Source organism: Rufibacter sp. JT3400010 (genome assembly GCF_054956755.1).
Window position 1 is genome coordinate 1 of the sequence record NZ_JBUDXA010000036.1, and the last position, 26,909, is coordinate 26,909.

At 49.9% G+C, this 26,909-nt stretch carries 25 protein-coding genes and 1 riboswitch; of the genes, 11 read left to right on the plus strand and 14 right to left on the minus strand.

Features of this window, described 5'->3' with window-relative positions; all coding sequences use genetic code 11:
- Positions 1 to 199: 199 nt before the first annotated feature.
- The 3 genes from ACY0JR_RS20905 to ACY0JR_RS20915 form a co-directional block, all read right to left on the minus strand.
- Entirely contained in the window at positions 200 to 1,846 is a 1,647-nt protein-coding gene (locus tag ACY0JR_RS20905) for a peptide MFS transporter (protein ID WP_462636117.1), read from the minus strand.
- 301 nt (positions 1,847 to 2,147) lie between these two features.
- Positions 2,148 to 2,924 (minus strand): hypothetical protein, encoded by a 777-nt coding sequence (locus tag ACY0JR_RS20910; protein ID WP_462636118.1) that lies wholly within the window; start codon positions 2,922 to 2,924, stop codon positions 2,148 to 2,150.
- A gap of 661 nt (positions 2,925 to 3,585) precedes the next feature.
- The gene (locus ACY0JR_RS20915) at positions 3,586 to 4,203 is read right to left on the minus strand and encodes a NifU family protein (RefSeq protein WP_462636119.1); all 618 of its coding nucleotides are present in this window, start codon (positions 4,201 to 4,203) and stop codon (positions 3,586 to 3,588) included.
- A gap of 212 nt (positions 4,204 to 4,415) precedes the next feature.
- Between ACY0JR_RS20915 and ACY0JR_RS20920 the strand changes: the two genes are divergently transcribed.
- Positions 4,416 to 5,792 (plus strand): sodium:proton antiporter, encoded by a 1,377-nt coding sequence (locus ACY0JR_RS20920; RefSeq protein ID WP_462636120.1) that lies wholly within the window; start codon positions 4,416 to 4,418, stop codon positions 5,790 to 5,792.
- A gap of 454 nt (positions 5,793 to 6,246) precedes the next feature.
- Here ACY0JR_RS20920 and aroC read toward each other — a convergent pair whose 3' ends face one another.
- Positions 6,247 to 7,329 (minus strand): chorismate synthase, encoded by a 1,083-nt coding sequence (gene aroC / locus ACY0JR_RS20925; protein ID WP_462636121.1) that lies wholly within the window; start codon positions 7,327 to 7,329, stop codon positions 6,247 to 6,249.
- Entirely contained in the window at positions 7,326 to 8,756 is a 1,431-nt protein-coding gene (locus tag ACY0JR_RS20930) for a BatD family protein (protein WP_462636122.1), read from the minus strand. The genes aroC and ACY0JR_RS20930 overlap by 4 nt, the downstream gene beginning before the upstream one ends.
- 266 nt (positions 8,757 to 9,022) lie before the next feature.
- Between ACY0JR_RS20930 and ACY0JR_RS20935 the strand changes: the two genes are divergently transcribed.
- From ACY0JR_RS20935 to ACY0JR_RS20945, 3 genes are all read left to right on the plus strand, one after another.
- Complete coding sequence (locus tag ACY0JR_RS20935; RefSeq protein WP_462636123.1) at positions 9,023 to 9,781, plus strand: ferritin-like domain-containing protein; 759 nt, start codon at positions 9,023 to 9,025, stop codon at positions 9,779 to 9,781.
- A gap of 13 nt (positions 9,782 to 9,794) precedes the next feature.
- Positions 9,795 to 10,634 (plus strand): ferritin-like domain-containing protein, encoded by an 840-nt coding sequence (locus ACY0JR_RS20940; RefSeq protein ID WP_462636124.1) that lies wholly within the window; start codon positions 9,795 to 9,797, stop codon positions 10,632 to 10,634.
- A 180-nt stretch (positions 10,635 to 10,814) separates the two neighbouring features.
- The gene (locus ACY0JR_RS20945; protein WP_462636125.1) at positions 10,815 to 11,009 is read left to right on the plus strand and encodes a hypothetical protein; all 195 of its coding nucleotides are present in this window, start codon (positions 10,815 to 10,817) and stop codon (positions 11,007 to 11,009) included.
- Here ACY0JR_RS20945 and queG read toward each other — a convergent pair.
- Entirely contained in the window at positions 10,974 to 11,948 is a 975-nt protein-coding gene (queG, locus tag ACY0JR_RS20950; protein WP_462636126.1) for a tRNA epoxyqueuosine(34) reductase QueG, read from the minus strand. The two genes, ACY0JR_RS20945 and queG, sit on opposite strands and share 36 nt — an antisense overlap.
- 180 nt (positions 11,949 to 12,128) lie before the next feature.
- Between queG and ACY0JR_RS20955 the strand changes: the two genes are divergently transcribed.
- Positions 12,129 to 12,578, plus strand: a complete 450-nt coding sequence (locus tag ACY0JR_RS20955) for a RidA family protein (RefSeq protein WP_462636127.1) — start codon at positions 12,129 to 12,131, stop codon at positions 12,576 to 12,578.
- A gap of 79 nt (positions 12,579 to 12,657) precedes the next feature.
- Here the strand turns inward: ACY0JR_RS20955 and ruvB are convergent, their stop codons facing one another.
- The 3 genes from ruvB to ACY0JR_RS20970 form a co-directional block, all read right to left on the minus strand.
- Positions 12,658 to 13,701: a Holliday junction branch migration DNA helicase RuvB gene (ruvB, locus tag ACY0JR_RS20960; RefSeq protein ID WP_462636128.1), complete on the minus strand. Its 1,044-nt coding sequence runs from the start codon at positions 13,699 to 13,701 to the stop codon at positions 12,658 to 12,660.
- A 254-nt stretch (positions 13,702 to 13,955) separates the two neighbouring features.
- Positions 13,956 to 15,134, minus strand: coding sequence for an acyl-CoA dehydrogenase family protein (locus tag ACY0JR_RS20965; RefSeq protein ID WP_462636129.1), 1,179 nt, complete (start codon positions 15,132 to 15,134; stop codon positions 13,956 to 13,958).
- 495 nt (positions 15,135 to 15,629) lie between these two features.
- Entirely contained in the window at positions 15,630 to 18,071 is a 2,442-nt protein-coding gene (locus ACY0JR_RS20970; RefSeq protein WP_462636130.1) for a TonB-dependent receptor, read from the minus strand.
- Between the two features lie 61 nt (positions 18,072 to 18,132).
- Positions 18,133 to 18,230: riboswitch (TPP riboswitch) on the minus strand.
- A 158-nt stretch (positions 18,231 to 18,388) separates the two neighbouring features.
- Between ACY0JR_RS20970 and ACY0JR_RS20975 the strand changes: the two genes are divergently transcribed.
- On the plus strand, positions 18,389 to 18,610 hold the full coding sequence (locus ACY0JR_RS20975; RefSeq protein WP_181304356.1) for a hypothetical protein: 222 nt from the start codon (positions 18,389 to 18,391) through the stop codon (positions 18,608 to 18,610).
- A gap of 184 nt (positions 18,611 to 18,794) precedes the next feature.
- Here the strand turns inward: ACY0JR_RS20975 and ACY0JR_RS20980 are convergent, their stop codons facing one another.
- The 4 genes from ACY0JR_RS20980 to ACY0JR_RS20995 all read right to left on the minus strand — a co-directional run bounded on the left by ACY0JR_RS20980 (position 18,795) and on the right by ACY0JR_RS20995 (position 20,758).
- The gene (locus ACY0JR_RS20980; RefSeq protein ID WP_462636131.1) at positions 18,795 to 19,118 is read right to left on the minus strand and encodes a type II toxin-antitoxin system PemK/MazF family toxin; all 324 of its coding nucleotides are present in this window, start codon (positions 19,116 to 19,118) and stop codon (positions 18,795 to 18,797) included.
- Positions 19,109 to 19,354 carry an AbrB/MazE/SpoVT family DNA-binding domain-containing protein gene (locus ACY0JR_RS20985; protein WP_462636132.1) on the minus strand — a complete coding sequence of 82 codons (246 nt, stop codon included), beginning with the start codon at positions 19,352 to 19,354 and terminating at the stop codon, positions 19,109 to 19,111. Before ACY0JR_RS20985 ends, ACY0JR_RS20980 begins: the two co-directional genes overlap by 10 nt.
- A gap of 219 nt (positions 19,355 to 19,573) precedes the next feature.
- On the minus strand, positions 19,574 to 20,248 hold the full coding sequence (locus tag ACY0JR_RS20990; protein ID WP_462636133.1) for a YceI family protein: 675 nt from the start codon (positions 20,246 to 20,248) through the stop codon (positions 19,574 to 19,576).
- A gap of 60 nt (positions 20,249 to 20,308) precedes the next feature.
- A complete protein-coding gene (locus ACY0JR_RS20995; protein WP_462636134.1) occupies positions 20,309 to 20,758 on the minus strand; it encodes a MarR family winged helix-turn-helix transcriptional regulator in 450 nt (149 codons plus the stop codon).
- Between the two features lie 154 nt (positions 20,759 to 20,912).
- Here ACY0JR_RS20995 and ACY0JR_RS21000 point away from each other — a divergent pair, with 154 nt between their 5' ends.
- The 3 genes from ACY0JR_RS21000 (at position 20,913) to ACY0JR_RS21010 (ending at position 23,415) form a co-directional block, all read left to right on the plus strand.
- Entirely contained in the window at positions 20,913 to 21,557 is a 645-nt protein-coding gene (locus tag ACY0JR_RS21000; RefSeq protein ID WP_462636135.1) for a DedA family protein, read from the plus strand.
- 73 nt (positions 21,558 to 21,630) lie between these two features.
- On the plus strand, positions 21,631 to 22,209 hold the full coding sequence (locus tag ACY0JR_RS21005; RefSeq protein ID WP_462636136.1) for a DUF6799 domain-containing protein: 579 nt from the start codon (positions 21,631 to 21,633) through the stop codon (positions 22,207 to 22,209).
- Positions 22,210 to 22,878: 669 nt separating this feature from the next.
- A complete protein-coding gene (locus ACY0JR_RS21010) occupies positions 22,879 to 23,415 on the plus strand; it encodes a DUF4142 domain-containing protein (RefSeq protein WP_462636137.1) in 537 nt (178 codons plus the stop codon).
- Between the two features lie 123 nt (positions 23,416 to 23,538).
- On the opposite strand, the gene ACY0JR_RS21015 is transcribed toward ACY0JR_RS21010, so the two are convergent.
- Entirely contained in the window at positions 23,539 to 24,537 is a 999-nt protein-coding gene (locus ACY0JR_RS21015) for an enolase C-terminal domain-like protein (RefSeq protein ID WP_462636138.1), read from the minus strand.
- A gap of 240 nt (positions 24,538 to 24,777) precedes the next feature.
- On the opposite strand from ACY0JR_RS21015, the gene ACY0JR_RS21020 reads away from it, so the two are divergent.
- Positions 24,778 to 26,157, plus strand: coding sequence for a dicarboxylate/amino acid:cation symporter (locus tag ACY0JR_RS21020; protein WP_462636139.1), 1,380 nt, complete (start codon positions 24,778 to 24,780; stop codon positions 26,155 to 26,157).
- Between the two features lie 97 nt (positions 26,158 to 26,254).
- Entirely contained in the window at positions 26,255 to 26,839 is a 585-nt protein-coding gene (locus tag ACY0JR_RS21025; protein ID WP_462636140.1) for a thioredoxin family protein, read from the plus strand.
- Positions 26,840 to 26,909: the final 70 nt, after the last annotated feature.

A 26,909-nucleotide genomic window follows, 5' to 3' on the forward strand; every position in this document is an offset into this window, starting at 1 on the left:
CTTAAAAGTAAATTATAGGTAATTCTAAATTCCCTCGCTCGCCTCTCGGACGCGTGTGAGCTACCTGCGGCGTCCCGCCGCTTTGTACAACTCAGTAATTTATCTTGAAGCGGCCAGAGGCCGCAAGTAGCTCACACGCGTCCGAGAGGCGAGCGAATGAACAATAGTAGGCAAGCCAAAGCTCCTTCCCCAATGCAACTTAAGCTGTCGTTTTTTCCATGATTCGGCGCAGCCAATTGAGCATAAGCACAAGCACTAGAGCCGCTGAAACGGTTACCGCGAAGTTCACCCAGAAGAAATACTGCTTGTCATCATACGTATCCCAGAGGCTGGCCAGAATCCCAGACAGTTTGTTCCCGATGGAAGTAGCGATAAACCAGCCGCCCATCATAAGCGCTGTCAACCTAGGCGGACTTACTTTGGACACCAGCGACAAACCCATCGGGCTGAGGCATAGTTCCCCAATGGTGACCACAAAGTAAGTGCCCACCAGCCACAGACTGGAAACTTTGTCTTGCCCGTTGTCGCCTGCCCATACGGCTCCCACCATCACTAAGGTAGAAAGGCCCGTGATAAAGAGACCCAAGGCCATCTTGGCCGGGGTGCTGGGCTCCTTTCTTTTCCGGCGCATAAAGCCCCAGAAAGCCACCACCAATGGGGTTAAGGCTATCACGAAGAATGGGTTGATGGACTGGAACAGCTCAGTGGAAATCAAGGACAGGGACTTCCCTTCCTGGGGCCATTCTTCCTGGGGCAAATTATTGAGGTAAGGCACGGGTCCTTCCTTGGTGATTACCTTGCCTTCGGCATCGGTACGGGTCCGGAAGGCGGCATCAAAATCAGGAACGGTGGTTGACGTAGCATCTATCTGTTGCACCATACCCAACGAAGCGGCCGGTTTTTCCAGCACTTCCGGCAGACTACGGTCAGTGTAGTACTCGGCCCAGGTGGTCAGGGCGGTGCCGTTTTGTTTGAAAACGCCCCAGAAGACCACCACTACCGCAAAAATGGAAAGAAGGGCAGCAATCGGCTTTTTGTCTTCCGTGGAGGCGCGGGCCCAAAGGCTTACGTAGAACAAGATAATGGGAATAGACCCGAAGATAAAGGCATCAGTAGAATCTGACCCGAACACGTCGCCGGGAATCAGGACCCAGCTCAAGACACCTACAATGATGGCCGGCAGAATCACAATCCCGAACACTTTCCAGAGCGGCATGTCATGCGGTTGCGCGGGTTTCCGGATGTCATAGTCACGGTGCGTTTTGTTTCCCACCCAGAAGATAATCAGGCCAATGAACATCCCAATACCAGCCGCTAGAAATGCAAAACCCCAGCCGTAGGTGTTGCGCAGGTAAGCCGCCACAAAGTTGCAGATAAAGGCTCCCACGTTGATGCCCATGTAGAAGATATTGTACCCAGTGTCTTTCTGCGGTAGGTACTGCGGCTCTGAATACAAGTTACCAAGCAGGGTGGAGATATTGGCTTTGAAGAAACCGTTGCCAATGACAATAAGCGCCAGCGAAAGGTAGAAAAACGAATCGCCGGGAATGGCTAAACCGCAGTACCCCAAACCCATCAAAATACCGCCAATGGTAATGGAGAGACGGTAACCCAGCAATCTATCTGCTAGCAAGCCGCCAATGAAAGGTGTTAAAAATACCAGTGCAATGAACGTACCGTAGATATCAGAGCCTTGGTCTTTGGGCATTCCCATTCCGCCGCTCTGGGTATCGGTCATGTACAGGAAGAAAATACCTATCATGAGGTAATAGCCGAAACGTTCCCACATTTCCGCCAGAAAGAGAAAATACAGGCCCTTCGGGTGCTTAGAAGCTGTTGTTGACATTTGGGTGTAATTGGTTAATCTGCTTTGAAAATAGGCAAAAGAAATGAAAATATACCCCTAGAGGAATATAGAACATCGTTTTGGAAGCAGATTAGTAGGCACTCCAATCACATGCTTCAAATCTAATCCAGTAACTGCCAGTAAGCAAAATGTCCTTCTTAGATAAGGAGTGATATTTTGATACAGAACCTTCACTTCTAACCGTCACGTATAAAAAATGCGTGTATGCGTTAGATTATTCTCCTTAAAACAGAAGAGCCCCGCTAAACTGGCGGGGCTCTTCTGTTTTAAGGAGAATAATCTAACTAAGCATTAACATACTTACCTCATACTTTCTTCTGGCAATGAACACTAAAGAAAAAAAGCCAAAGCTTAATGGAAGAGAATCAATTGGCACGGCTCTAGTTGCTGTGTGAAAAAGGCGGGCATTCTTTGCAGGGTATTCGTCGGTTTCACCTATAATCCTCATGCTGAACATGTTCTCAACTTCCGAGGGAGTTAGCTTTCCAGAGTAGGCCTTGGCAAGGTTCCCGTTTGTTAGATACACATCTAATGAGTCATGGAGAAGCCCTGGTAAACTAAATTCTTTATTAGGATCAAATACATGCCAAGCATTGTCATAGTAGGCCTCCATTATGAAATGGCCTTTAAGCCCAAGTTTCCTAACTTGGAATCCACGTGATTTCAATACTTCCATCATGACGATAGCTTGTTGACTACACGCCGCCATCTCATGTTTAACAATGTCTTCCGGGAGTACGATTGCTGATAGATGTTCCCAAACAAACTTACCGGCTATGGATGCAATCCAATTTTCTTCAAGGGAATAGTGAGAATAGCCATGGTAAAACCTCTTCTCTATCACTCCATTAACTAATAAAGCAAATTCACTTGATTGTTTATCAATGTTTTGGGTCGCTGCACAACTGTCTACATAGGTTAAAAGTTTATCAATACTATTAAGTCTGGTCAGAGATACATCAAAAGACTCATTGATCTCTTGTGGCCTTGCTTGAAGGAGTGAATAATTGAAAAGGAACAGTAAAAGAAGCAGGAGAGGTTTTAACTTATTAAGCATGAAAGGTACTTGATATTTAGGGGAGTTTAAATACGGTATATCAAAAACAACTTGTCATTGAGAAACCGCATCAAAGTTAAATAATCCCATTCATACCAACCTTAAAACATTAAAATTATCATAAATTTACCAGTTAAAGTTATCAACAAGTCTAGATTATTTAATTTGGTCTTAGATAAAATAATGCATTATAAGCAAATAATCAATACTTATATCTTAAAAGCAACGATCACATATTAATACCTACAAAACAAACAATAAACTATAACAATAAAAAAGCCAAAATCAGTAACTATCAAAATATACAAATAATTCAATATCAAAATCATAAATACCTTTTTACATTCTGCACCTTATCAAGTATTATGCCGCCAATCGCATACTCTCTTTCTGCGGCGGCTTGAAGCACTTCACCACTTTGTTGTTTCCCACTATCAGTACTGATGGTGCCGCTTCCAGTCAATACTAAAAGCCGCTATAATTCTAGCCGATTTGCCCGTTTACGCTTGGGTGTGGAAACTATCCCTAAAATGACTCCTATAATTAGTAATGCTTATTCGGCTTGGTTGCACGTTAAAGAATCCACTTCTTTTCCAGAAGCAGACCAAAAACAAAAAAGGCTCTGATTTCTCAGAGCCTTTCCTTTCTAGACTAAATTGCCTTAGAGCACAACGCCTTCAGCTACTACTTCTTGTACTTCGGGTACCATGCGCTTGAGCAGGTTCTCAATACCCGCTTTCAACGTAACGGTAGCCGATGGGCAGCCGCTGCATGAGCCTTGCAGGTTCACGGTCACTACGCCTTCTTTGTAAGAACGGAAAGTGATGTTACCACCATCCTGCTCTACCGCCGGACGTACATAGTTTTCTAACAGGTCAATCACTTTCTGCGAGATCTCAGAATCCTCGGCAGAAAGGTCGGCCGGAACTTCGGCTGACGCCGAAGCCGCGGTGGTAGTTACCGGGTTCCCGATGAAAATAGGGCCACCGGCCTCAATGTATGATTTGATGAAGGTTCTCAGTTCTGGGATAAGATGCGGCCACTGTACCGGCGAGTTCTTGGTCACGGTCACAAAGTTGCTGGCGATGAACACTCTGGACACGTAGTCAAAGTTGAACAGTTCCTGCGCAAAAGGAGACTCCACGGCGCTTTCCACGGTTGGATAATCCACGCTTCCGCCCTCTCCCAGCAAGGTAGAGTTCAGGACAAATTTCATTGACTCCGGATTAGGGTTCGCCTCGGCGTACACAGATACCGGTTTGGTTGTATTATCAGTCATGGCTGTCTTCTGGTTATATATAGTAAAAACTTACGGTCAGGTATTTAAGTTTCCAAAATTAGTGAGAATTTCCGATACCTGTTACTTACTTCTTGGGTACCGCCCTTGCGCCGTTTCTGGCCGGTTTTTAGGAAAGAAAGGCAAAAGCGCCCGCCCTTTTCCCCAGAAACCGTAACTTTACCCTACTAGATTGTTCCATTAACCCCGCGCCTATGTCTTTTGCCACTATTCTACTGGCGGCCACTCCGCCAGAGGTACCAGGCTTCCTGATTATTCCTTTCGCCCTGCTCATTGGCCTCATTGCCACCGGCCCCATCTTTTTCCCCGATTTCTGGCACCATCATTTCAAAACCATTGCGGTGGGCCTGGGCTTGTTGGTCTTAGCCTACTACCTGTTTGTGCTGCATGACACGCACCTGCCCGCCGAGACCCTGGCCGAATACACTTCTTTCGCCATTCTACTCAGTGCCTTGTACATCGCCGCCGGCGGAATTTACATCAATGCCAACGCCAATGCCACGCCGCTCATTAACGTGGGTATTCTGTTGTTCGGGGCCGTTATCGCTAACGTGATAGGTACCACTGGGGCTTCCCTGCTGCTTATCAGGCCGTTCATCCGGCTCAACAATCACCGCATCAAGCCTTATCAGATTGTCTTTTTCATCTTCATAGTGAGCAACGCTGGAGGTATGTTAACGCCGCTGGGAGATCCGCCGCTGTTCATCGGGTTTCTGAAAGGCGTACCGTTCTTCTGGACGTTGCAACACCTGTTTACCCCCTGGCTTATTGCCGTAGTCTCCCTGTGTGCCATCTTCTTCGTGCTGGATAGCCGAAACAAATCAACGTTCTCGCCCAGCCCGACGGTACAAGCCAAAATAGAAGCTAAAACCGAGTTCTACTTCACCGGCAAACGCAACCTGCTCTGGCTCGCGGTAATTATAGGGGCTACGTTCCTGAACCCTTCCTCGTTAGAATGGTTGCCGTACATTCCGCTAGAAGGCGGCATTAAAGTGTCCTTTGTGCGTGAGCTGGTTCAATTAACGGCTGCTTTCCTGTGCTTTAAACTGGCCAGCCGCACCGCGCTCAACGGGAATCATTTCTCCTTTGACCCCATTCTAGAAGTGGTGTTCCTGTTCTTCGGGATTTTCTTTACCATGATGCCCGCCCTGCAACTTTCCGCTGAACTGGCCTCCTCGCCTGAGTTTGCCGCTAAACTGACGCCCTCGGTGTTCTACTGGGTGACCGGTTCTCTTTCTGGCGTGCTGGACAACGCCCCCACCTACGCCAACTTCCTATCCCTGGGCATGGCCAAATACCACCTAAACTACGCCAGCACCACCCAAGTCCACGACTTCGCCTATGGCTTAGGCCAAACGCCCGAAACGCTTCTGGTGCTGGAAGCCATTTCTGTTGGCTCAGTTCTCTTCGGAGCCATGACGTACATTGGGAACGGCCCTAACTTCATGGTGAAAGCCATCGCCGAGCAGGCCGGGGTCAAAATGCCGCCATTCTTCCAATACATGTTCAAGTACTCGCTGGTGTATCTACTTCCAGTTCTGATTGTAATCTGGTTAGTGGTGATTCTGTAAGTTTCACTTAGCTACAGCAAAAAGAGGTTTTGGGCTGCTTTCAAGAAAGCAGCCCAAAACCTCTTTTTTTATTTTAATTCAGCTTATGTACGCCAATCAGGAGATTGGCTGTCGGCAGTGCGTAGTCAGAGACTACGCCCAACAAGGGTAACGCATAACAAGGGTATGGGAACAACAAGGATATAGGATTCCATTTACGCATTCCCAGTTCCAGCCTTTCGCTTGAGCGCCTAGAGTTCGACGACCTGTGAGCGGCAGCGAAGCAGGTGAGGAGAAATCACAGCGCGAGGGCGGAAGGCGGGGCCTCGCGGCCGTGAGCGCTTATCGCCTAAAATGAAACAACATAGCACTTGCACCCACACAATAAGCAGACAAGCCTAGGGAACAGCAAACTACGTGCACTGACCCCAAACAGCGTTCCACGCTTACTTTCCATAAAATAGACCAAAAAGAACTAGTCAATCCTATTCGTCCGCTGCCGCAACACAAAATCAGCGAGCACCAACGCTGCCATGGCATCTACAATCGGCACGGCCCGTGGCAACACGCAAGGATCATGACGGCCTTTGCCCTGCAAGGTTATTTCCTGGCCGCTTTGGTCGATGGTGCTTTGCGGCTGCAGAATAGTAGCTACCGGCTTAAAGGCCACTTTGAAGTAAATATCCTGCCCGTTAGAGATACCACCCTGAATGCCGCCGGAGTGGTTGGTGCGGGTTTTCACCAGACCATCGTCATCGGTATAAAAGACGTCATTGTGCTGGGAACCGTACATGCTGACCCCGGCAAAGCCACTGCCGTATTCAAAGCCTTTTACGGCGTTGATGCTGAGCATGGCCTTGCCCAATTCGGCGTGCAGTTTGTCAAAAACCGGTTCTCCTAAACCCGCCGGAACGCCTTTGATCACGCAGGAAACCACGCCGCCCACCGTATCTAGTTTGTCGCGGGTTTCTTCAATGAGCTGGATCATGGTCTGGGCAGTCTCTGGGTGCGGACAACGGACAATGGTACTGTCTACCTGGCTTAAATCTAGTTGGGTGTAATCTGCCGGGGCGAAGATGTTGCCCACCTGTGACACATACGCGGTAATCTGAATGCCTTGCAGCGCCAGAAACTTTTGGGCCAATACTCCGGCAGCAACGCGCGCCAAGGTTTCACGGGCAGAGCTTCGGCCGCCGCCACGGTGGTCACGGGAGCCGTACTTAGCGGTGTAGGTGTAGTCTGCGTGCGACGGGCGGTACGCGTTTTCTATGTGCGAGTAGTCATGGCTTGCCTGGTCTTTGTTGAAGACGGCCAGCGTGATGGGCGTGCCCTGAGTTTGCCCGTTAAAGATGCCCGAAAGAATCTGCACCTGGTCTTTCTCGTCGCGGGGCGTAGTGATCTTGGATTGGCCGGGACGTCTTCGGTCCAGCGCGGCCTGAATTTCTTCTATGGTGATCGGTAATCCGGCGGGGCAGCCGTCTACTATTACGCCCACGGCCGTGCCGTGCGATTCCCCAAAAGTGGTGATCCTGAAAAGGGATCCATAAGTATTACTCATTTTCGCTTCAGTATGAAGATAAACAAAGCCGCGCCCAGCATGATCCCCAGCACCACATTGGTGTACAGGCGCACTTCCCTAAACTGGTCTATGCTAATCAGCTCATTGCTTTCTGTGGCGGCAATATTGTAAAAATCGCCCACATCTTGTGCCCTGATAAAACTATTTTGGTCTTCCTGCCCCCGCACCTGCACCGTGACAGAAGGCTTGAGGGTGTCATAGCGGGCGGTGACAGGATTGAAAAACACCCACTGGAACAACTCATTCAACGGAAACTGACCAGCCTGCCGCCCTACTATAAAATACCGGAACGTCTTACTGCCCACCACCCTGCTCTGGGATATCTGCTGGTTCTGCCTAATCTCTGGGGAATAGATTTCCAGCTCGCTGGAAGCATGCAGGCTCTGCGGCGAAGGCAGGGTTCTGATGTTTCCTTCGCCTTGCACTTGAAAGTGGTAGACCAGATTCTGGTTCAGGGAAATAGTTCTGCGGGAAAGCTGCTCTTCTAACCGGAACACGCCCACGGCCACCTGGTCGCGCAACGGGTGGGGCGGCAGCGCTTTTACAACTACTTCTCGACCTTGGGCCGAATATGCCTTGATTTCCGGCAGACGGTTTTGGGAAAGCAGAGAAGGATTCTTCGCGACCTTGTATTTGGTCATTTTCAGGTTTACCGTCGGAAAACGGAGTGGCTGCGGGGTAAGGGGGAATAAGACTGCTTCGTATAATTTATAGCGGGTGAATGCCTTTTCCCCAATCTTGATTTTCTCGGGCTGAATTTCCTCCTGCTGCACGGTTTCTTCCAAGGCACTCCGCTGCTTCAGTTGCTGTACAATGGTTTCTATCTGGGTTTCGAACTGAAAAAAATCAAGCAGTCCCAAATCTGTGTCGGCTATGTAAAACCAGAGCGAAACGGGTACTGCTTCGCCCACAAATACTCTTCCTTTGGGCACGTGCAGCGTGAGAAATGCATTCTCTTTTACGTCTACAAATTCTGGTGCCGCAGTAGTAAGTGGCGAGGTGGCTAGGCTGTCTTTGGGAGTCACGCCTGTAGGAAGTGTAGGGACAACTTTTACTTTGACCCCGGGGGCGGCCACACTTTTACCGTCTACCAACAGGGAGAAAGGCTTTACCACTACCTCTCCTTCGCGCAGAGGGGCATATTGCTGCGTGAGCGTGTACACCACAGATTTTCTGGTGCCTCTGGTAATGGTGGTGGTGAAAGATTTCTGGGTGCTTTTCTGCAAACCCTCAATCTCCGGGAAACCTTCTACTTTGGCTGGCCGCTTGTCCGGCGATTTTAGGGAGATAGTAAAATACTGATCTATGGGAATGATGGTGGGGCCATATTCTATAGCATGGTTCTGCGCGTTGCCCAAGGCAGCCCAGCAAAAGAAGCATAGAAAGAAAATGACGGCCTTTTTCATCTGTTTTTCTCAAAACGGCCCTAAAACGGCCGCTCCCAATGCTTGCAAAAGTACGAATATCCTACCAGTGCTCTACCCTCTCTCCAGAATAGAAAAGCCAGCTCAAAAAGAAATATGTAAATTTTTTCTCTTCCTCTGAAATCCAGTACCATAGAAGCCGTCGTAGGTCTCGCTAATTCCGCCGGTTCACGCGGGCGGCGTTGCGCTTATCTGGGTGCCTACTGGACCTGGGAAGTAGAAATTGTTTCATCTTCAATTCTAAAACTATGGCAAAAAACACAAAGTCAATTCCTGAGCAGGAACTATTGCAGGGATTGAAAAACCCCTTAAACCGACGTTCTTTCCTTCAGTACACCGGAGCTGGTGTAGCCGTCTCGGCGCTGCTGCTGGCTGGCTGCGATGACGACGATGACATCACGGACACCAACATGACCGGTGGTGTAAACCTGGGTTCAGGAGATGTAGGCATTCTGAACTACGCCTATGCCCTGGAACAATTAGAGGCCGCTTTCTACACCGCAGTGGTGGCGCTGCCTAACTTCTCAACCCTGTTCACCAGCGCTGTGGAGAGACAAGTGCTCACCGACATCAGAAACCATGAAGTGGCGCACCGCGAGTTCTTCAAAGCCGCTATTACCAGTGCCGCCGCCAACCAAATCATCCCCAGCTTAACTCCTAACCTTCCGGCCAGCGCCTTGGCCAGCCGTGCCTCTATTCTGGCAACCGCCAAAACATTTGAAGACTTAGGGGTAGCCGCATACAATGGAGCCGGTAAACTGCTCACCAGCGCTACTTTCTTAGGCATTGCCGGTAAAATCGTTTCAGTAGAAGCCAGACACGCCGCTGAGATCAGAGACATGATTGAGAATGGAACCTTCGCCAGCGGCGATTCAGGAATTATCTCCGGCCGCATGATCGTGGACGCGAATGGGCTTGACGTAGCCTTAACTCCTATGCAGGTATTGGCTGCCGCCCAGCCTTTCATCAAGGAAACCATCAACGGAAGCAATTTACCTACTACCTAATCATTAGAAAGCCATGAACATTTTCAATATACTCAAAGAAGTAGAGCAAGTAGATCCAGAAATTTTTGACCGTCTGGATCCGCGGAGAGCCGTTTTCAAGCACTTTGGAGGCTTTGGTAAAAAGTTAGCCGCTGCCGCTATTCCGGTGGCGTTCGGCTCCATGCTGAACAAAGCTTACGGACAAACCACTACCCCTGCGGTAAGAGACGTGCTGGAGTTTGCCCTTAAGCTGGAAAACCTGGAATATTATTTCTACCTGCGTGCGGCGGCTACCAACATCTTCCCTTCGGCGGCCGGTAAAACAGCCTTCGGTGTGATCAGAGATCATGAACAAGCGCACGTGGCTTTCCTGCGTTCTGCCATCAGCGGCTTAGGAGGTGCCGCCCCTACTACCTACACCGATGCTAATTTTGATTGGACGGCCAAAGGTGCTTTGGGCACTGCCACCTTCACGGACTATGCTACTATGTTGACGGTAGCGCAAGCGTTTGAAGACACCGGCGTAAGAGCTTACAAAGGCGCTGCCCCAGCATTGATAAGCAATGACGCCGTACTGCAGGCAGCTTTGCAGATTCACTCGGTAGAGGCCCGGCATGCCGCCCATCTTCGTCGGATGCGCCGTGATATGGCCAATGGCGTAGCCGGGTTAAAGCCTTGGATCACCATGAACAATAGTAACGGCGTACCATTCCAGGCAATTTATAGCGGAGAGGAATTAACCACTCAGGCTAACGTAAACTTGGTAGGTACTTTTGGCGGAATAGCTATTGATGCCAATGCAGCTTCTGAAGCTTTTGATGAGCCTTTGACCGTTGCTCAGGTAACTGCTATTGTAACTCCTTTCCTAGCATAATTTTGCTGTGTTTCAATAAAAAAGGGGCCGTTTAAATAAAACGGCCCCTTTTTTATTGAAACACAGCAAAATGCATATAAATAATCAGCTATTTTATATAAAGATGGGAATTAAAAGGTGCATATTTACGTATACAGCATAACAAACCAATATTAAATCAAATTACATCTTTAAAAAGTCATGTTAGAATACGTGAAGTTGATCTTAGACAAAGTAAGTTTTGACTCTGGTTTATTTGAAAAGGAATTACACAAAAACATACGTCTGCTGCTGCACTCTGAGTTAGAGGTGTTACGCGACTGGTGCTACACCCGCTTCGCAGATGCTTACCATCCCATCTTAGACAAGGTCTTCGGATACATGCTGGTTGCCTGAGTCGGCGGTGGGTTGGTTGGCTACAAAACGCAGATTACGCGTTAGCCCTTCATACCCCGTGCGTTTTACCGCCGATTTCCTGAAAATAGCCCCGAAAACTTCCTGCGTAATTTCTGCCCAGTCACCTTTGGAGAGGTGGAGCAGTTCGGCATGGGGAGCAAACGCTGGTTCTTTATGGGCTTTGCTGAACCGGTTCCAAGGGCAAACATCCTGGCAGATGTCGCAGCCGAAGACCCAATTCCCGAACTTGCCCTCCACTTCCTGCGGAATCTGGTCTTTCAGTTCTATGGTGAAATAGGAGATGCACTTGCTGCCGTCTACCACGTAAGGCGCCGAAATGGCGTCTGTGGGGCAAGCATCCATGCATTTGGTACAGGTGCCGCAATAGTCTTTGATGGGTCCATCGGGTTCCAGTTCCAGGTCCAAAATGAGCTCCGCGATGAAAAAAAAGCTACCCACGCCGGGCCTGATGAGGTTGCTGTTCTTGCCTACCCAGCCCAAACCGCTTTTCTTCGCCCACACCTTGTCCATGACCGGTGCCGAGTCCACAAACACCCTGCCGCCTACTTCGCCAATCTCTTCCTGAATAAACTGGAACAGCGTCTTAAGTTTGTCCTTAATCACGAGGTGGTAATCCTGCCCGTATGCGTACTTGGAGATTTTGAATGTGTCCTCGGGTTGGGTTTCCTCCGGAAAGTAATTCAGCAACAAACTCACCACCGATTTCGCCCCGTCTACCAGAAGGCGCGGGTCCAGGCGTTTATCGAAATGGTTGGCCATGTAGTGCATCTGGCCGTGCATGTTCTGGTTGAGCCAACTCTCCAGCCGGGGTGCTTCCTCTTCCAGAAACTCCGCCTTAGACACGCCGCAGTACATAAACCCCAGTTTCTGGGCTTTCTGCTTGATGAGTTGCGTATGTCTGGGCGCGAGGTTGAACATGGTAAGTTGGACGATGAACGTTTCTGAAGAACAAAATTGGCGGAAAAGAATTTCAGTTAGCGCATTATTTCTGCTTTTGCCCTGATTTCGCTAAATCAGAGGCAAAAGGGCGCTCTGCTACAAATTGCTATAGGGTGATTTGGATTCGGGCAGTCTTCTACAAACCAAACTTCCACGGCTATGCACAAACCCATCTTTACCCTAGTATTCCTTCTGCTGGCTTTTGCTTCCCAAGCCCAAGAAAGTAAAACAGTTTCTGCTCCACAGGGCGAAACTACGCCAAAAACATTTCGGCCTAACCAGGAATGGAACTACGCCCAGGCGTACCGAAGTGGCAATCTCCTGTACATTTCCGGCACGGTAGCCAGCGGCCCCATGGACAAGGCGATGGAGCAGGTTTACCGCACCCTGCAAGCAACGTTGAAACAGTATAACCTGGATTTCACCCATGTGGTGAAGGAAAACCTATACACCACCAACATGGAAGAAACGTCCAAACACAAAGACGTGCGAAAAAAAATTTACGGTACGCATACCCCGGCGGCCACGTGGGTGCAGGTGGTACGTTTGCTGGAGCCAACCACGGTACTAGAAGTGGAGTTGATCGCTGAAATCAAGAAAACAGAATAAGGCTGCCCTTACAGAAGAAAGCCCCAACCTAAATGGCCGGGGCTTCTTACCATTGTTTAGGCTGAAAATGCCTTATTACCTACTCCGCTTGGTCAAACAAGGTGCCGCTGCGCACGTGGTTGGGCGGAATTTTACCTAAGTGGCGGTACGCCGCTTCGGTGGCTTCCCGGCCCCGGCTGGTGCGTTTGATGTAACCTTCCTGAATCAGGAACGGCTCGTAGACTTCTTCAATGGTTTCGGCTTCTTCGCCGCAGGCCGTGGCTATGGTCGAAAGCCCTACCGGACCACCTTTGAATTTGTCAATGATGGTGCTCAAAATGCGTTTGTCCATCTCGTCCAGACCGTTGTGGTCAACGTCTAGGGCATTCAGGGCGAACTGGGCAATCTCTACGGTAATGGTACCGTCGCCTTTAATCTGGGCGAAGTCACGGGTCCGGCGCAGCAGGTTGTTGGCAATACGCGGCGTACCCCGGCTCCGGCGGGCAATCTCAAAAGCAGCATCCTCATAAATAGGCGAACCCAGAATCTCCGCAGAGCGCTGAACAATGGAGGTCAACAGTTTGGAATCATAGTACTCCAAACGGGCATTTATCCCGAAACGCGCGCGCAACGGCGAGGTCAACAGCCCCGACCGGGTGGTAGCGCCAATCAACGTGAACGGGTTCAAAGAAATCTGCACCGATCGGGCATTAGGGCCCGAATCCAGCATGATGTCAATCTTATAGTCCTCCATGGCCGAGTACAGGTACTCCTCCACAATGGGGTTCAAGCGGTGAATTTCGTCAATGAACAGCACGTCGTTCTTCTCCAGATTGGTGAGCAAACCGGCCAAATCGCTGGGTTTGTCCAGCACCGGACCAGACGTGATTTTTATGTTAGAACCTAGGGCATTGGCAATGATATGGGACAACGTGGTTTTCCCCAGGCCGGGAGGTCCGTGTAACAAAACATGGTCCAGCGCTTCGCCCCGCATAATGGCCGCCCCCACAAACACTTTCAGGTTATCTACCACCTTCGCCTGACCCGTGAAGTCGCTGAAGTCCAACGGCCGGAGGGCCTTGTCGTACTCCTTCTCGGCGGGAGAAAGGTGATCGGCAGAGCCGGTTAAATAGTCTTCTCTCATGGTAATTTCTCTTAGCGTAGAAAGCAAAGATTCTGCTGTAAAGATAACACATCACGCGCGAAAAACGCTCCAAAAGGACAAGCAAAGCAGTATCTTTTTACTATTGTTTTTATCAGAAATCTTGTATTTAGCTAACCTACTTAGCCCCATTATTTCTACCCTACTCTCCTAAAATCGCCCCAGAAACAAGAAAGGCAGCTACGTTTCCGCAACTGCCTTTTTATAGTTAACAACTAATTACTAACAGCCAGCAACTACTTAAACGCCTGAATACCGGTAATATCTGCTCCTGTGATGAGCAGGTGAATGTCATGGGTGCCCTCATAGGTAATCACGCTTTCCAGGTTCATCATATGGCGCATGATGGGGTACTCGCCGGTGATGCCCATGCCGCCATGGATCTGCCGGGCCTCGCGGGCTACATGCAGGGCCATGTCTACGCTGTTGCGCTTGGCCATAGAAATCTGCTGGGTGGTGGCTTTGCCTTCGTTCTTGAGCACGCCCAAACGCCACACCATCAATTGCGCCTTCGTGATTTCGGTCACCATTTCGGCTAGTTTTTTCTGAATAAGCTGGAAACCGGCGATGGGCTTGTCAAACTGGATGCGCTGTTTGGCATAGTTCAGGGCAGATTCATAGCAGTCTATGGCTGCGCCGATGGCTCCCCAGGCAATGCCGTACCTTGCCGAGTCTAGGCAGCCCAAAGGTCCTCTCAAACCATCCACGTTAGGCAGCAGGTTTTCTTTGGGCACTTTCACGTTATCAAACACTAACTCACCGGTGGTAGAGGCGCGCAAACTCCATTTGTTGTGGATTTCGGGCGTAGAGAAACCTTCCATGCCACGTTCCACAATGAGCCCTTTGATGCGGCCTTGCTCATTTTTGGCCCAGACCACCGCTACCTGGCACTCCGGCGAATTAGAAATCCAGAGCTTGGCCCCGTTGAGCAGGTAATGGTCGCCCATGTCTTTGATGTTGGTCACCATGCCGCCGGGGTTAGACCCAAAATCAGGCTCCGTCAGTCCGAAACAACCCAGCCATTCGCCGCTGGCGAGCTTGGGCAGATATTTCTTGCGCTGCTCCTCAGAACCGTAGGCGTAAATAGGGTACATCACCAAAGAACCTTGCACCGAGGCCGTAGACCGCATACCCGAATCGCCGCGCTCAATCTCCTGCATGATGATGCCGTAACTGATATAGTCCAACCCACCGCCGCCGTACTCCTCCGGAATAGTAGGGCCGAACGCACCCACGTCTCCAAACTTAGGGACAATCTCAGACGGGAAATGTGCGTCCTGGGCCCACTTCTCAATATTGGGAGAGATTTCACGGCGCACGAAGTCGCGCATGGTCTGCCGGATGAGTTTGTGCTCGTCAGTGAGCAGGTCGTCTATGTTGAAATAATCTGGGGCGCTGGAGTTATCTGTAGCCATAGGTGAATGAAATGCCATTACTGTCTATTTCCAAACTTAGCAAGAAACCCCGCCCCCGCCAACACTTGTTCGCAAAACCTTTCGCAACATTGATTGCACTTGCTGTTTTGGACGTGTTTTGACTGGAATAGGCAAAAAATGTACACCTAAATACACATGGTTCAAGTTTTCAACTTGGACCTACGCTCTATGGCGCGGAAGTTACTTCCGTGCCTTGCCAATGCTTTCGCCTCATAGAAGTAATTCCGCTGCCGCTGTTCTGGGTTTATCAATCCGAAAAAGCCGGAGGGCCTAAGCATAGGACGTATTTTTGAGGCTTTCGCCTCATGGAAGTTGCAAACTTCCGGACATTGTAGGTCCAAGTTGAAAACTTGGACCATGCTTGCTGGTGAAGGAAGCAGCCTTATTTTCAAAAGAAACTTTGCTCATAAACGGAAATCCCCTGCCTCACGTGGCAAGGGATTTCTGTTTATGGACTGTTTTTACAGAAACGGCTTAGAAACGCAGGCTTATCTGGGCCATGAAGTTGCGAGGGGCCTGCGGGAAGTAGTTGTTGTAGCTGTAGCGGGTGGCATCACCGGTGTAATACTCAGAGAAGGTATAGCCGTTGGCTTCGTATTCTTCATTGAGTACGTTGTTCACCAGCAAGCCCAGTTCTACTTCTTTCATCCAATGGACGGGCCTGAAACGGTAAAACACGCGTACGTCTCCTACTTCATAAGGCTTCAAGCGACGGTCCTGGCTGGCGGTATTGTCCAGGAACTGCTCGCCCACAGTCTTGTATTGGAACTGGAACCGAAGACCAGTCAAAGGCTGCAACTCCAACTGGGTAGACGTGACTACGCTGGGCGAATAGGAAATCGTAGTCTCCTCATAGTTGTTGGTGACAATTTCATCCAGGTCATAGTCTTCGGTGTAGCGGTAGAGGGTCTCCCCGAAGTTCTGAATGCGGTTGCGGCTAACCGAAAGGTTGGTGGTCAAACGAGCGAATTCTCCTAAACCCAATCCGGCGGCCAGTTCCACACCGGTGCGGTAGCTTTCCGCGATGTTGGTTCTGAGCGGGGTGCCTACATCATTTACCTGGCCAGTGAGCACCAATTGGTCTTTGTAGTCCATGTAGAAATAGGTCAAATCGGCGGTGAGGCGCAGGGGCAAGCCCGTGAACTCACCCAATGGTTGGTTTAGGCGGTACCCGGCTTCGTAGTCTACCATGCGCTCGGCCTTGGCGCGGTCAGTGACCGGACGGTCGGTGAAATCGGAACGGGTGGGTTCGCGGTGCCCTACCGCTACCGAGGCGTACAGGTTGTGCGCGTTGGAAATAGCGTAGGTGATACCAGCTTTTGGGTTGAAGAATTCATAGTTGGCGCTGGTGGTCACGTCCCGCTGGTCATCGTCGGTGCCGCTGAGGTTGTAGTCTACGGTGCGCAATTGGAGATCCCCAAACAGACTTAGTTTCTCGGTGGCTTGCAGGGTGGCTTTGCCATACACGTTGAAATCGGTTTTGCGGGCATCTCCGTCATAGTACCGGTGACCGGGCCTGATGGTGGGGGCGTACTGCGCCCAAATCACCTCGCCAAAGTGCGCGCCTTGGTACCGGTTCCAGCCGCCGCCCAGCACGGCCGAAAGTTTGCCAGTGCCCTGGTACTGCAATGCGAAGGTGGTGCCGTAGAAATCATTGTCCAGCCATTTCTGGCGCACTAAGTCCGTTTCATTTACGGTAGTCCCGCCCACCGTTACCGGCGGGATGTTGTAATCTGCGAAGTCTTCGCCCGCCTTGTAGTTCTCATAGAAACCAAACCCGCGGGTATAGTGCAGGGCCGCATTCAGAGACAAAGCCCGGCTGAACTCATGGCCGTAATGCAATTGGTAATGGTACTGCTGATAATCATCTACCTCATTGCCATATGGCGTGTCCTCACCCATCTCGGTACCGGCCGAATTGTAGCGGCGGTTGGTTTTCAGGGTTTCCTCGTCTACCCCGTTCCAGGCTTGGTAGGTTTTCTCATGACCGCCAAAAATCACCACTTTCAGCAGGTCTTTGGTGCCGTAATACCCACCGGACAGATAGAACGATTTCAAATCTGAGCTGGCGCGTTCAATGTAGCCATCAGAGGAAAGGCGCGACAAACGGCCGTCTACCGCGAACTTTCCGCCTAGCAAACCGGTCCCAAACTGCACGTTGTTTTTCCAGGTGTTGTAAGAGCCGTAGGCATTGTCAGTGCGGGCATAGGCCTCAGGGCTGGCATCCTGGGTCTGTAAGTTCAGGCTGGCGCCGAAGGCTCCTGGTCCGTTAGATGAAGTGCCCACGCCGCGCTGAATCTGCACGTCCTGCAAGGAGGAAGCAAAATCTGGCATGTTCACGAAGAAAACGCCGTGGCTCTCGGCATCATTCACCGGAATTCCGTTCACGGTTACGTTGATGCGGGTAATGTCTGAGCCTCTGATGCGCATGCTGGTGTAGCCCACGCCGGCGCCGGCATCTGAATTAGTCACCAAAGACGGCGTGTTTTCCAGCAGATAAGGCAAATCCTGCCCGAAATTGCGGCTCTCCAGTTCCTGTTTGCCCACGTTGGTGTACGTGGTGCCGGTTCTTTCATTAGCACGAGTGGCCGTAACCAGAACTTCTTTGGTAGCCACGCTGGTGCGGGTAAGCGAAACCTCCACTGGCTGGGATGTTGGGACATTTACAGTTTGCGTGCCGGTTGCGTAGCCCAGGTAGCTTACCTGCAACGTGTACTCGCCGGCTGGCAAATTGGGGAAGGAGAAGCGGCCATCACTGGTGGTGGAGGTGGCGCGGTTGCCCGCAGAAAGGGTGACGGTACTTCCGGTAAGCGGATTTTGCGTGGCGGCGTCTACTACGCGGCCAGACAAGGTGTTCTGTGCCAGGGCAAACCAAGGCAGCAGGCAGCCCATGAGCAGGGCTAAAGCGTTTTTCATGTGAAAATTGAAAAAATAGATAAAACAACCAGGAGCCACCAGGGGCCGGTGCTCCCACTCTGTTTTGTTCCCTTGTTTTTCCCTTCGCCGGCATTACCCGGATCAGGTTCAATGGGTATGATCTCAGCCCGTTATCTTAAGGCACCCCTAAACTGAGGCAAAGCTACACCCGCCCTTTTTCAAAACCAACCGGCCTTCCGCTTTAAGTGAGATTTTTTTGCGTTGGGCCTCAACATAGGGGGGCTACCGTACGTTGAACAAAATGAACCGCTTACCTAGTGTGGATGTGATGTGAGACTTTTAATTCATCAAGATGTATGATGATCGTATACTCTTTGGTTATGTTTGCCTTAATCGCTTTTTTGGCACTAGCCCCCCGTAAAAGAATTAGCGTACCCCCGCAAGATGACAGTGACGATGACGGCGGCGAACCCCTCAATGATGGTTTACCCGATCTGGACCTTCCACCAGGCATTTGCCTGCCCATTAATGACTGGGAACCCGATTACAACCGGTCAGTAGCGAAAACTACTTTGTAGCCGTAACCTACCGGCCTGAATTGCCAAAGCCCGGAAGCATGGTCTGAGAACCAAGCTTCCGGGCTTTTACTTTGGGGTGGAGAATTGACTTGTGAACGGTTAGGTAACTGTGCGCCGTTTCTATAAACGGCCTTGTACATGGTGCTATGGTTATGAATATGTACTGCTAAGTAATGATGTTTTATTAGTCAACAAAGGTTTCCTTTATAACCTGTTTACATGCAGCTATTTCAGAGGAATTTAGTTGCCCCAGATTTTTAACAATCCTAGTTTTATCAATCGTCCTTATTTGATCTATCACTACCCAGCCAGTTTGATTGTTATGTTTCACTTTTACGCGAGTTGGGTACATACGGCTTTTTGTAGTCATAGGGGCAATCACTACCGTTCTAAGGTTATTGTTCATCTCATCAGGTGAAATAACTACACAAGGTCTGGTCTTCTGAATTTCACTTCCAATGGTAGGATCAAGATTCACCAGCACAATCCCGTATTGATTTACGTCCATTCCTCAAAGTTCTCTTCATCAAACACATCATTGAGCAAAAGTTGGTCATCATCATTTTCATGCATTTTCTTGAAAGCTTTGTCCCAACCTTTTCTTGGCTCTTCAACCGGCTTCAATATAATCTGCCCTTCTTCCAAAATCAGTTCAACCTTGTCTTTGATGTTGTATCTGTCTAGAATGGACTTACTCAACCGAAGCCCCTTTGAATTTCCTATCTGAATAATTGACACTTCCATAGCACATGAACGTTAATGTAATTACAAAGTTATTACATTAACGTTCAGATTGAAGTCGAAGTTCTATTAATTTTAATCAAAGGTAATAGTAAGATTAAACAAGGTGAAAGTCTATGGGCAGAAGGCTGATATGTGAATACCGTAACCTCCTTTTCGCAAAAAAAAACGGTCAGCACCAATTAGGCGCTGACCGTTTTCTTTTACCCGAAGGAAGCGCAATTACTTCTTCGCAACGGCTTCTTCTTTGGCTACTAATTCAATGTTCAGTTCCACGTCGTCCTGAATGGCTTTGTCGCCCAGGTTCTCAAAGAAGTTGCCAGACCGGAATTTAATGTCCCACTTGGTGCGGTCAAACTTCAAGGTGGCTTTGGCGGTGGCTACGCCTTTTTTCACGTTCACCATGGCCGGGAAAGAGATCTGGTTCGTGATGCCTTTGATGGTGAGGTCACCGGTTACAATGTAGTTGGCGGTTCCGGCTTTCGCGTTCGCTTTGGGGGCCAGGTTGGTGACGGCGAACGTGGCGGTAGGGTTTTTAGCCACTGAGAAGAAATCATCAGATTTCAGGTGGTCTACTAATCGCTTGTTTGAACCTCCCTGCAGGTCGGTGTCTGTGATGGAGGTCATGTCCATGATGAACGTACCACCCCTAAACGCCGCCTTGTCCATCAATAAGGTGCCGCTGGCCAACGTGACGTTGCCCGTATGCTCCCCTCCCACTTTACGGCCAATCCAGGTGATTTTGCTTTCCGCAGGAATAACTTTGTACGTCTGGACGGCATACGCTACCGTGTTTTTAGGTGCCGTTGCTTTCTCTGGAGAGCCCGGTGCCACCATGGTAAAGGCAGAAACCCCTATGGCAGCCGCTACCATAAAGGAGAGTAACATTTTTTTCATGGGATAACGCGTAAATGGTTTAGTAGTAAATGGTTGTAAAACGGTATAAGGTAAGTAAAATTAACTTCTGATCTTATCCAGGAGCACATTTAATTGTTCGGCCTCTTCCTGGGTTAATTTATTAAGGCCGGTATAGCCTTCGTTGCCCAAGGCATCCATCTGCTGCAAGAGGTCAAGGCCTTTGTCTGTGATGAGGATGTCTACGGTGCGCCGGTCTGTGGGGCACTGCTTGCGGGTCACCAGTTCTTTGGCTTCCAGTTTGTCTACAATGCGCGACGCGTTAGAGGTTTTGTCCAACATGCGGTCAATGAGCAGGTTCACGGTGGCCGGCTTGGGGTGTTGGCCGCGTAAAATGCGCAACACGTTGTACTGCGGCAACGTGACACCGAAGGACTTGAACATGGCAGATTGCCTCTGCTCCAACCAGTTTGAGGTAAACACTACGTTTATGTACGACTTCTGGTAAACGTCTTTGAAAACACTCTGCTTTATTTCTTCTTCAATCTTCATGGTTAAACTTCCAACGTCTGGGGGATACTCAAATATATGTTTCTACCGCAAAACCAGCAACTTAGCTAACGCCTTTCTGCTGGCTGCCCCAAAGATACCACCAACATCTCACTTCCTTCGTGCGTATTGCCCGTTAAACTACCTCACTAGGCAAATGACAGACTTTTTTCTGGTTTCATGGGCAGAGTTATTTTCCAGCCCAGAAAACATGATCAGGTACGGCGGCCTTACGCTCATCCTTATTGTGGTTTTTGTGGAAACGGGCCTCCTCATCGGCTTGGTTATTCCTGGCGGCGACTCCCTGTTGCTGGCAACCGGCCTTTTGGCTGGCGCAGATGTGCTGGAGGTGCCGCTGGTGGTACTTCTGGCCAGTATGACGGCCGCCGGAGTGGCCGGGGACTTGCTTGGCTTTTCCATTGGCCGCAAAATGGGCAAAAGGCTGTACCACAAAGAAGACACCTGGTACTTTAAACGTAAAAACCTGGATCGCGCCGAAAAGTTTTACCGCGACAAAGGCAAGCTGGCCATTGTGCTGGGCAAGTTTGTACCCGTGGTGCGTACGTTCAACCCGCTGTTGGCCGGCGTAACGGGCATGACGCTGGGCCGGTTCCTGCTGCTGAGTTTTATAGGCACCACCCTCTGGATTTGCTCTCTGGTACTGGTCAGCTACTACCTGGGGCAGCAGTTTCCGCAGATGAAAGACTACTTGCATTACGCCATACCGGTCATCATTATTTTATCCATCATACCAGGTGTGATCCAGTACCTGAAAGAGCGGAAAAAGGAACAGAAAGCGTAAACTGTCTGTGGCACCCGCTTTTGGGCTGTTTTCAGGAAAACATCGTATAAATACCAATTCAACTGAGATACAAATGGGAAAACGTTTCATGTTAGCGGCCGGTCTGTTGCTGGGGATTTTCTTCTTTCCCACGTTAGCCCAGGCCCAGAATGCGACGGTGGGCAAAAGTGCGAGCGGCCGCACCATTACCACCAGCGTTACCCCCTTACGGGCGGGCATGGTCATGCGCAACGGCAAAGTGGTGGAGGTAAAAGGGAAAGACTTCACGCCCCTGTCCCAGGCCAGAACCTTCCCCAATGGTGCCACGCTGCAACCCAACGGCTCTTTTAAAACCGCGGGCGGAGAAATAATTCAGTTAAACGAAGGCGACCATGTAGACCTCAAAGGCACCTTCCACCGTTCTGTAGTGGTTACGAAAAGCAGCACGACCCTCTCCGGCGACACGGCAGGTTTGGGCAAACAACTGCTGCAAGCCCAAAAGATGAAAGACCGCCTCCGGCTCTTGCAGGAAAAACAACGTGTCCTTCAACAAAAAACCGATCTCCTGCAGAAAACAGTCCAGAACAAACCCGCTCAAACCGAACTGAAGAAATTGGACGCTGACTTGGCCAAACTCCAGCAACAACTTGCCGCAGAGGGCAATAAACAATAACTCACGTTCCACAAGGCCTCGCCTCGGCTATTTTAACTTGCCAATCACTGACCTTATACTAAAAGCACAGACTTCCTATTAAAGTGAGCATTCCCGCTATGTTTGGGGGCTGTTTTGCAGAAAAGAGGTTGGATACACAAAAAGACGGTGGTGTTTTGAAAGTCCCTTTGTTAATATCTCGAAAGAAGCGGGAGTGGGTTGGTCTTTCAGGGGACAGACCAAGGAGAGGAAATAGTTAGCGGCTGAGGACAATAAAGTAATGTTCATCTTGCGCTTCGGCTGCTTTAGGCGGGCAGGAAGCTGTGTGTAAACCATTATCTAACTTTTCGGCCTTAGGCCGAGTCTTCTGTTGCTTTTCATCTGCTTTATGCCCTTCTGCTAGTGGTTATGCCGTCACTTACCGGAGGGCTTTTTGCGTGCGTCAATCACCTAATAACCGGTAATGGTATTTATAGTACAAGACGCATATGTTACGTAGGCGGGCGTTGCAGCTCTTCTGATAAAACACTAATTAACAGACTACTATCTTATAAAACAAAGGATATGACTATTTAAATATTAGAATTAGTGTTTATACCTGTTTTAATGGTAACAATAGAATTTTCCATAGCCTTTCAGATTTGCTCCCGTAAACAGCTGTAGTTAAAACTTTAATTACTTCCATTTACTATGAAAAAATCTAACCTATGGATGCTCGTTTGGGCACTATTAGTAAGTACCGCTTTTGTTGCTTGTGACGACGATGATGACGATGCAATGGATCAGGATAGAACCCGCGTTGCTACCTTCTTCCAGAACGCTGCCCAAAGCGACATGTTTGAGATCACCACGGGGCAAATGGCGAAAGTGAAAGGCTCTACCGCCGATGTAAGAACATTTGGAGATATGCTAATAGCCGACCACACCACGTCTTCCCAGAAAATCATGAACATGGCAGCGCAACGGAACATCACGCTGTCTACCACGGTCCCAGCTCCCAAAAAGGCCATTATTGACCGTTTAACCGGAGAGTCTGGCGTAACCTTTGACAAAGACTTCGCCACCGTTCAGGTACAGGCGCACCAAGAAGCCATCACCTTGTATGAAACCGCCGACAGAGAAATCATGGATACGGAGGTGCAGACATTCATTGACGCCACTTTGCCCATCCTGCGTATGCACTTGCAACATGCCCAGACCTTGAAAACCAAGGTAGACGCAATGTAGAAAATCAGCCTCTTATAAAAAAAGCCACCTGTTTAAGAATAGCAGGTGGCTTTTTTTATGCAGAAAAAATGGGCTCTTTTCAGGCTGTTTTCTGAAAATGAGCCTCAAAATGCCTTTTACATGTTACGGCTGTTCTACGGGGTACAACCTTCCGGCTTCTTCGCGCACCAATTGGAAAGGCTCGTCTTTCACTACCAACATACCGTCCAGATCCAATAGGTTTACGCCGTGGGCGAGTTGCAGGGCAGACCAGATAGCCATGGAGGTTTCCATCATGCAGCCAATCATGGTTTTCAGGCCCAAAGCCCGGGTCTTTTGCAGAATAGCCAGCCCGTTCAGGTAACCGCCCGCTTTCATGAGTTTCATGTTTACCCCGTGGAACTGCTGCTGCAACAAATCCCAGTCGGCGTGGTCCGTCACAGATTCATCGGCGAAGAGGTCATAGGGTGAGCGTTTCTTCAGGTACAGGTATTCTTCCTCCAGAGCAGACGGCATGGGCTGCTCAATCATGAGGATGGGGTATTTCTTGAGGCCTTCAAAAAAGCGCATGAGGGAATCTGGGTCTTGCCAGGCTTCATTGGCATCTATGATAAGGCCCTGCGAGGTGGCTTTGGTCACTTCAGACAGCATGTCCAGTCCGCTTTCCTGGTTTACTTTCACTTTCAGGTACTCAAACCGCTGTAGTCCGTGCTCTTTGGTGAACGTTGCAATCTTGCCGGGGTCCATAATGGGGTAAGAATACGCCGTAGGGGCCGAGGTCACCGGTTGCACGCCCAGAAATTCGGCGACGGTCTGCCCGTTCTTGCGGCACAGGTAATGGACAAAGGCAGATTCTATGGCAAACCGAAGGGCCGGCAACACCGGGTGCAGGCGTAGGAGGTGCTGCAGTTCTTCTATGGAACCAATCTGGTCTAACCCGTTGGCCTGCAAGGTCTGGAACTGCTCCTGTAGCAAGATGGGGGTTTCGCCGTAGCGGGTGTTGGGGGCGGCTTCTCCCCTGCCTTGTACGCGCTCATCGCCTACGGTGACAAAAAGGTTGGTCTTCACATCTGAGGCGTTGCGGGAGATTTTCCAGGTATAGCGCAAGGTGAGGTCCCGGGCCTCCAAATTCCATAGTAGCATAGTAAAGGGTAGCGTTTGCGAGCCTCAAGTGTACTAAAAAAGATGCAAAGGCCAATAAAAAACGTGTTTTTGGCGCAACTTCCAAAAAACGGGCAGAGAACAGGTTCCTTGTTTAGGAACCGGGATAAAAAACTATATTTGTAGACTCCAACATCTTAGCCGATCTAATCGGTTAGCGATTCAAACAAACCTAAACCTCTCCTTTTCCCTTTCGCCAGGGGAAAAGAGCATATCTTTTGTATGAAAAAAACCACGCTTGCCTTAGTGGCTTTTGCGATACTTACCGTGGCCATTGTGCTCACGCTGTGTCAGAACTATGGAATTGTAGCCCTTCCGGAAGTTGCGCTCACGGCCGTTCGCTGGATTGGGATTGCGGTACTCGTCTTGTTTGCCACCCGTAAAAAGTCATTGACTACCTGGATTCTGGTGAGCATGGTCATTGGGGCCGAGATTGGCTACAGTTTCCCGGCCTTCGCCTCTGGCCTGAACGTTTTAAGCAAGGTTTTCCTGAAAATGGTGAAAACCGTCATCGCGCCGCTCGTTTTCGCGACGCTGGTGGTGGGTATTGCCGGTCACTCCAACCTGAAACAGGTGGGCAAGATGGGCGTGAAAGCCTTGTTGTACTTTGAGATTGTGACCACTATAGCGCTGTTCATTGGCTTGGCCGCCATCAACATCAGCCGTGCCGGAGACGGGATTGTGCTCAAAGGGCAAACCAGCAATGAGATTACCGCGCCGCCCGCGCAAACCTGGCAAGACATTGTTTTGCACATATTCCCTGAAAACATCGCTAAATCGGTGGCTGAGGGGCAGGTGTTGCAGATTGTGGTGTTTAGCGTACTCTTCGGGATTGCGCTGGCCATGCTGAACGAGCGCAAGCGCCGTCCGTTGCTGGAAGTGACCGAGAGTTTAGCGGAGACCATGTTCAAGTTCACCAACATCATCATGCTCTTCGCCCCCATCGCCGTGGGCGCGGCCATTGCCTACACCGTAGGACACATGGGCTTCGGGATTCTGGTGAACCTCTTCAAGTTGCTGGCTACGCTGTACGTTGCCCTCATTGCCTTCCTGTTGCTGGTGTTGCTGCCGGTGGCCCTCCTCTTCCGGATTCCCATTAAAATGTTTGTGAACGCCATTGCGGGTCCGGTATCCATTGCCTTTGCTACTACCAGCTCAGAAGCGGCCTTGCCGAGGGCCATGGAAGCCCTGGAATCTATTGGCGTGCCGCGTAAGATTGTGGCGTTTGTGATGCCCATGGGCTACAGCTTCAACCTGGATGGTTCTACTCTGTATCTGTCACTGGCGTCTATCTTTGTGGCGCAGGCCGCCGGTATTGAAATGCCCTGGGAGCAGCAGTTGCTGATGGTATTTACGCTCATGCTCACCAGTAAGGGAATTGCCGGAGTGCCGCGCGCCTCTTTGGTGATCTTGCTGGGAACGGCTGCCTCCTTCAACCTGCCGGTAGAGCCTATCTTCATCATTCTGGGTATTGACGAACTCATGGACATGGCCCGTACCTCGGTGAACGTGATTGGAAACTGCCTGGCAACGGCCGTTATTGCCCGTTGGGAAGGCGAGTTTGTGGACCTGGATGCCCCACGTGCCCTAGAGACGATTTAACTTGATAAGTTTTCTCCACAGATATCTTTTACGCGGCTATCCTCGTTCTTCATCTGTGATGATTTCGTTTTTAACTGCTTTAAAATTACCCTTGAAGATGCATTTTCGTTTCTTGTTTCTTGCATTCATGGCCCTGGGGGTGCTTTCCTGCTCCCGGAAAACCACTTCTACTGGAGAGCAATCCGGCTATTCAGAGGCTGGGCAAACCGGTCTTGACCAGCATTTAAACCGTGAGGAAAAAAACGCCGCCGGTACTGAGAATATCCTGATCGGCCCTAGCAATCGCGTAGCCTACGAAAGTGAACCGTACAGTAAGTGGTTTCACCCCGCTTACCAACGGTACACGCCCAACCCCAAGATCATGGATGAATTGCAGCCGCTGCTGGAGAATGTGTCTATCAAAGCCTACACCGGCAGCTGGTGCATGGACAGCCAGCGCGATTTACCACGTTTCTACAAAGTAGTGGACCAGGCGCATTTCCCGCATGCCCGTTTCAATGTGTATAACCTACGCGAAGACAAGACCAGCCCTAACGGTGAGGAGAAAACCGTCAATATCACTGCTGTTCCCACTTTCATCCTATACCGCGATGGCAAGGAAGTTGGCCGCATTGTAGAGAGTGCGTACCCAACCATTGAAATGAACATGCTCACTATTCTGAAGGGCACTCCAGCCAAGTAAGCTATTTATAATTAGATAACTCCTTGTAAAAGTAAAGTCTTCCCTCGCTCGCGTCCCGCGAGTGTGAGCT

Coding starts and splice junctions, on each gene's coding strand:
- ACY0JR_RS21015 (WP_462636138.1), bottom strand. CDS start 24,537: ATGCTACTATGGAATTTGGAGGCCCGGGACCTCACCTTGCGCTATACC.
- ACY0JR_RS21025 (WP_462636140.1), top strand. CDS start 26,255: ATGCATTTTCGTTTCTTGTTTCTTGCATTCATGGCCCTGGGGGTGCTT.
- ACY0JR_RS21010 (WP_462636137.1), top strand. CDS start 22,879: ATGAAAAAATCTAACCTATGGATGCTCGTTTGGGCACTATTAGTAAGT.
- ACY0JR_RS21005 (WP_462636136.1), top strand. CDS start 21,631: ATGGGAAAACGTTTCATGTTAGCGGCCGGTCTGTTGCTGGGGATTTTC.
- ACY0JR_RS20995 (WP_462636134.1), bottom strand. CDS start 20,758: ATGAAGATTGAAGAAGAAATAAAGCAGAGTGTTTTCAAAGACGTTTAC.
- ACY0JR_RS20965 (WP_462636129.1), bottom strand. CDS start 15,134: ATGGCTACAGATAACTCCAGCGCCCCAGATTATTTCAACATAGACGAC.
- ruvB (WP_462636128.1), bottom strand. CDS start 13,701: ATGAGAGAAGACTATTTAACCGGCTCTGCCGATCACCTTTCTCCCGCC.
- ACY0JR_RS20970 (WP_462636130.1), bottom strand. CDS start 18,071: ATGAAAAACGCTTTAGCCCTGCTCATGGGCTGCCTGCTGCCTTGGTTT.
- ACY0JR_RS20990 (WP_462636133.1), bottom strand. CDS start 20,248: ATGAAAAAAATGTTACTCTCCTTTATGGTAGCGGCTGCCATAGGGGTT.
- ACY0JR_RS20915 (WP_462636119.1), bottom strand. CDS start 4,203: ATGACTGATAATACAACCAAACCGGTATCTGTGTACGCCGAGGCGAAC.
- ACY0JR_RS20985 (WP_462636132.1), bottom strand. CDS start 19,354: ATGGAAGTGTCAATTATTCAGATAGGAAATTCAAAGGGGCTTCGGTTG.
- aroC (WP_462636121.1), bottom strand. CDS start 7,329: ATGAGTAATACTTATGGATCCCTTTTCAGGATCACCACTTTTGGGGAA.
- ACY0JR_RS20980 (WP_462636131.1), bottom strand. CDS start 19,118: ATGGACGTAAATCAATACGGGATTGTGCTGGTGAATCTTGATCCTACC.
- ACY0JR_RS21000 (WP_462636135.1), top strand. CDS start 20,913: ATGACAGACTTTTTTCTGGTTTCATGGGCAGAGTTATTTTCCAGCCCA.
- ACY0JR_RS20920 (WP_462636120.1), top strand. CDS start 4,416: ATGTCTTTTGCCACTATTCTACTGGCGGCCACTCCGCCAGAGGTACCA.
- ACY0JR_RS20955 (WP_462636127.1), top strand. CDS start 12,129: ATGCACAAACCCATCTTTACCCTAGTATTCCTTCTGCTGGCTTTTGCT.
- ACY0JR_RS20905 (WP_462636117.1), bottom strand. CDS start 1,846: ATGTCAACAACAGCTTCTAAGCACCCGAAGGGCCTGTATTTTCTCTTT.
- ACY0JR_RS20945 (WP_462636125.1), top strand. CDS start 10,815: ATGTTAGAATACGTGAAGTTGATCTTAGACAAAGTAAGTTTTGACTCT.
- ACY0JR_RS20940 (WP_462636124.1), top strand. CDS start 9,795: ATGAACATTTTCAATATACTCAAAGAAGTAGAGCAAGTAGATCCAGAA.
- ACY0JR_RS21020 (WP_462636139.1), top strand. CDS start 24,778: ATGAAAAAAACCACGCTTGCCTTAGTGGCTTTTGCGATACTTACCGTG.
- ACY0JR_RS20935 (WP_462636123.1), top strand. CDS start 9,023: ATGGCAAAAAACACAAAGTCAATTCCTGAGCAGGAACTATTGCAGGGA.
- ACY0JR_RS20930 (WP_462636122.1), bottom strand. CDS start 8,756: ATGAAAAAGGCCGTCATTTTCTTTCTATGCTTCTTTTGCTGGGCTGCC.
- ACY0JR_RS20910 (WP_462636118.1), bottom strand. CDS start 2,924: ATGCTTAATAAGTTAAAACCTCTCCTGCTTCTTTTACTGTTCCTTTTC.
- ACY0JR_RS20975 (WP_181304356.1), top strand. CDS start 18,389: ATGATGATCGTATACTCTTTGGTTATGTTTGCCTTAATCGCTTTTTTG.
- queG (WP_462636126.1), bottom strand. CDS start 11,948: ATGTTCAACCTCGCGCCCAGACATACGCAACTCATCAAGCAGAAAGCC.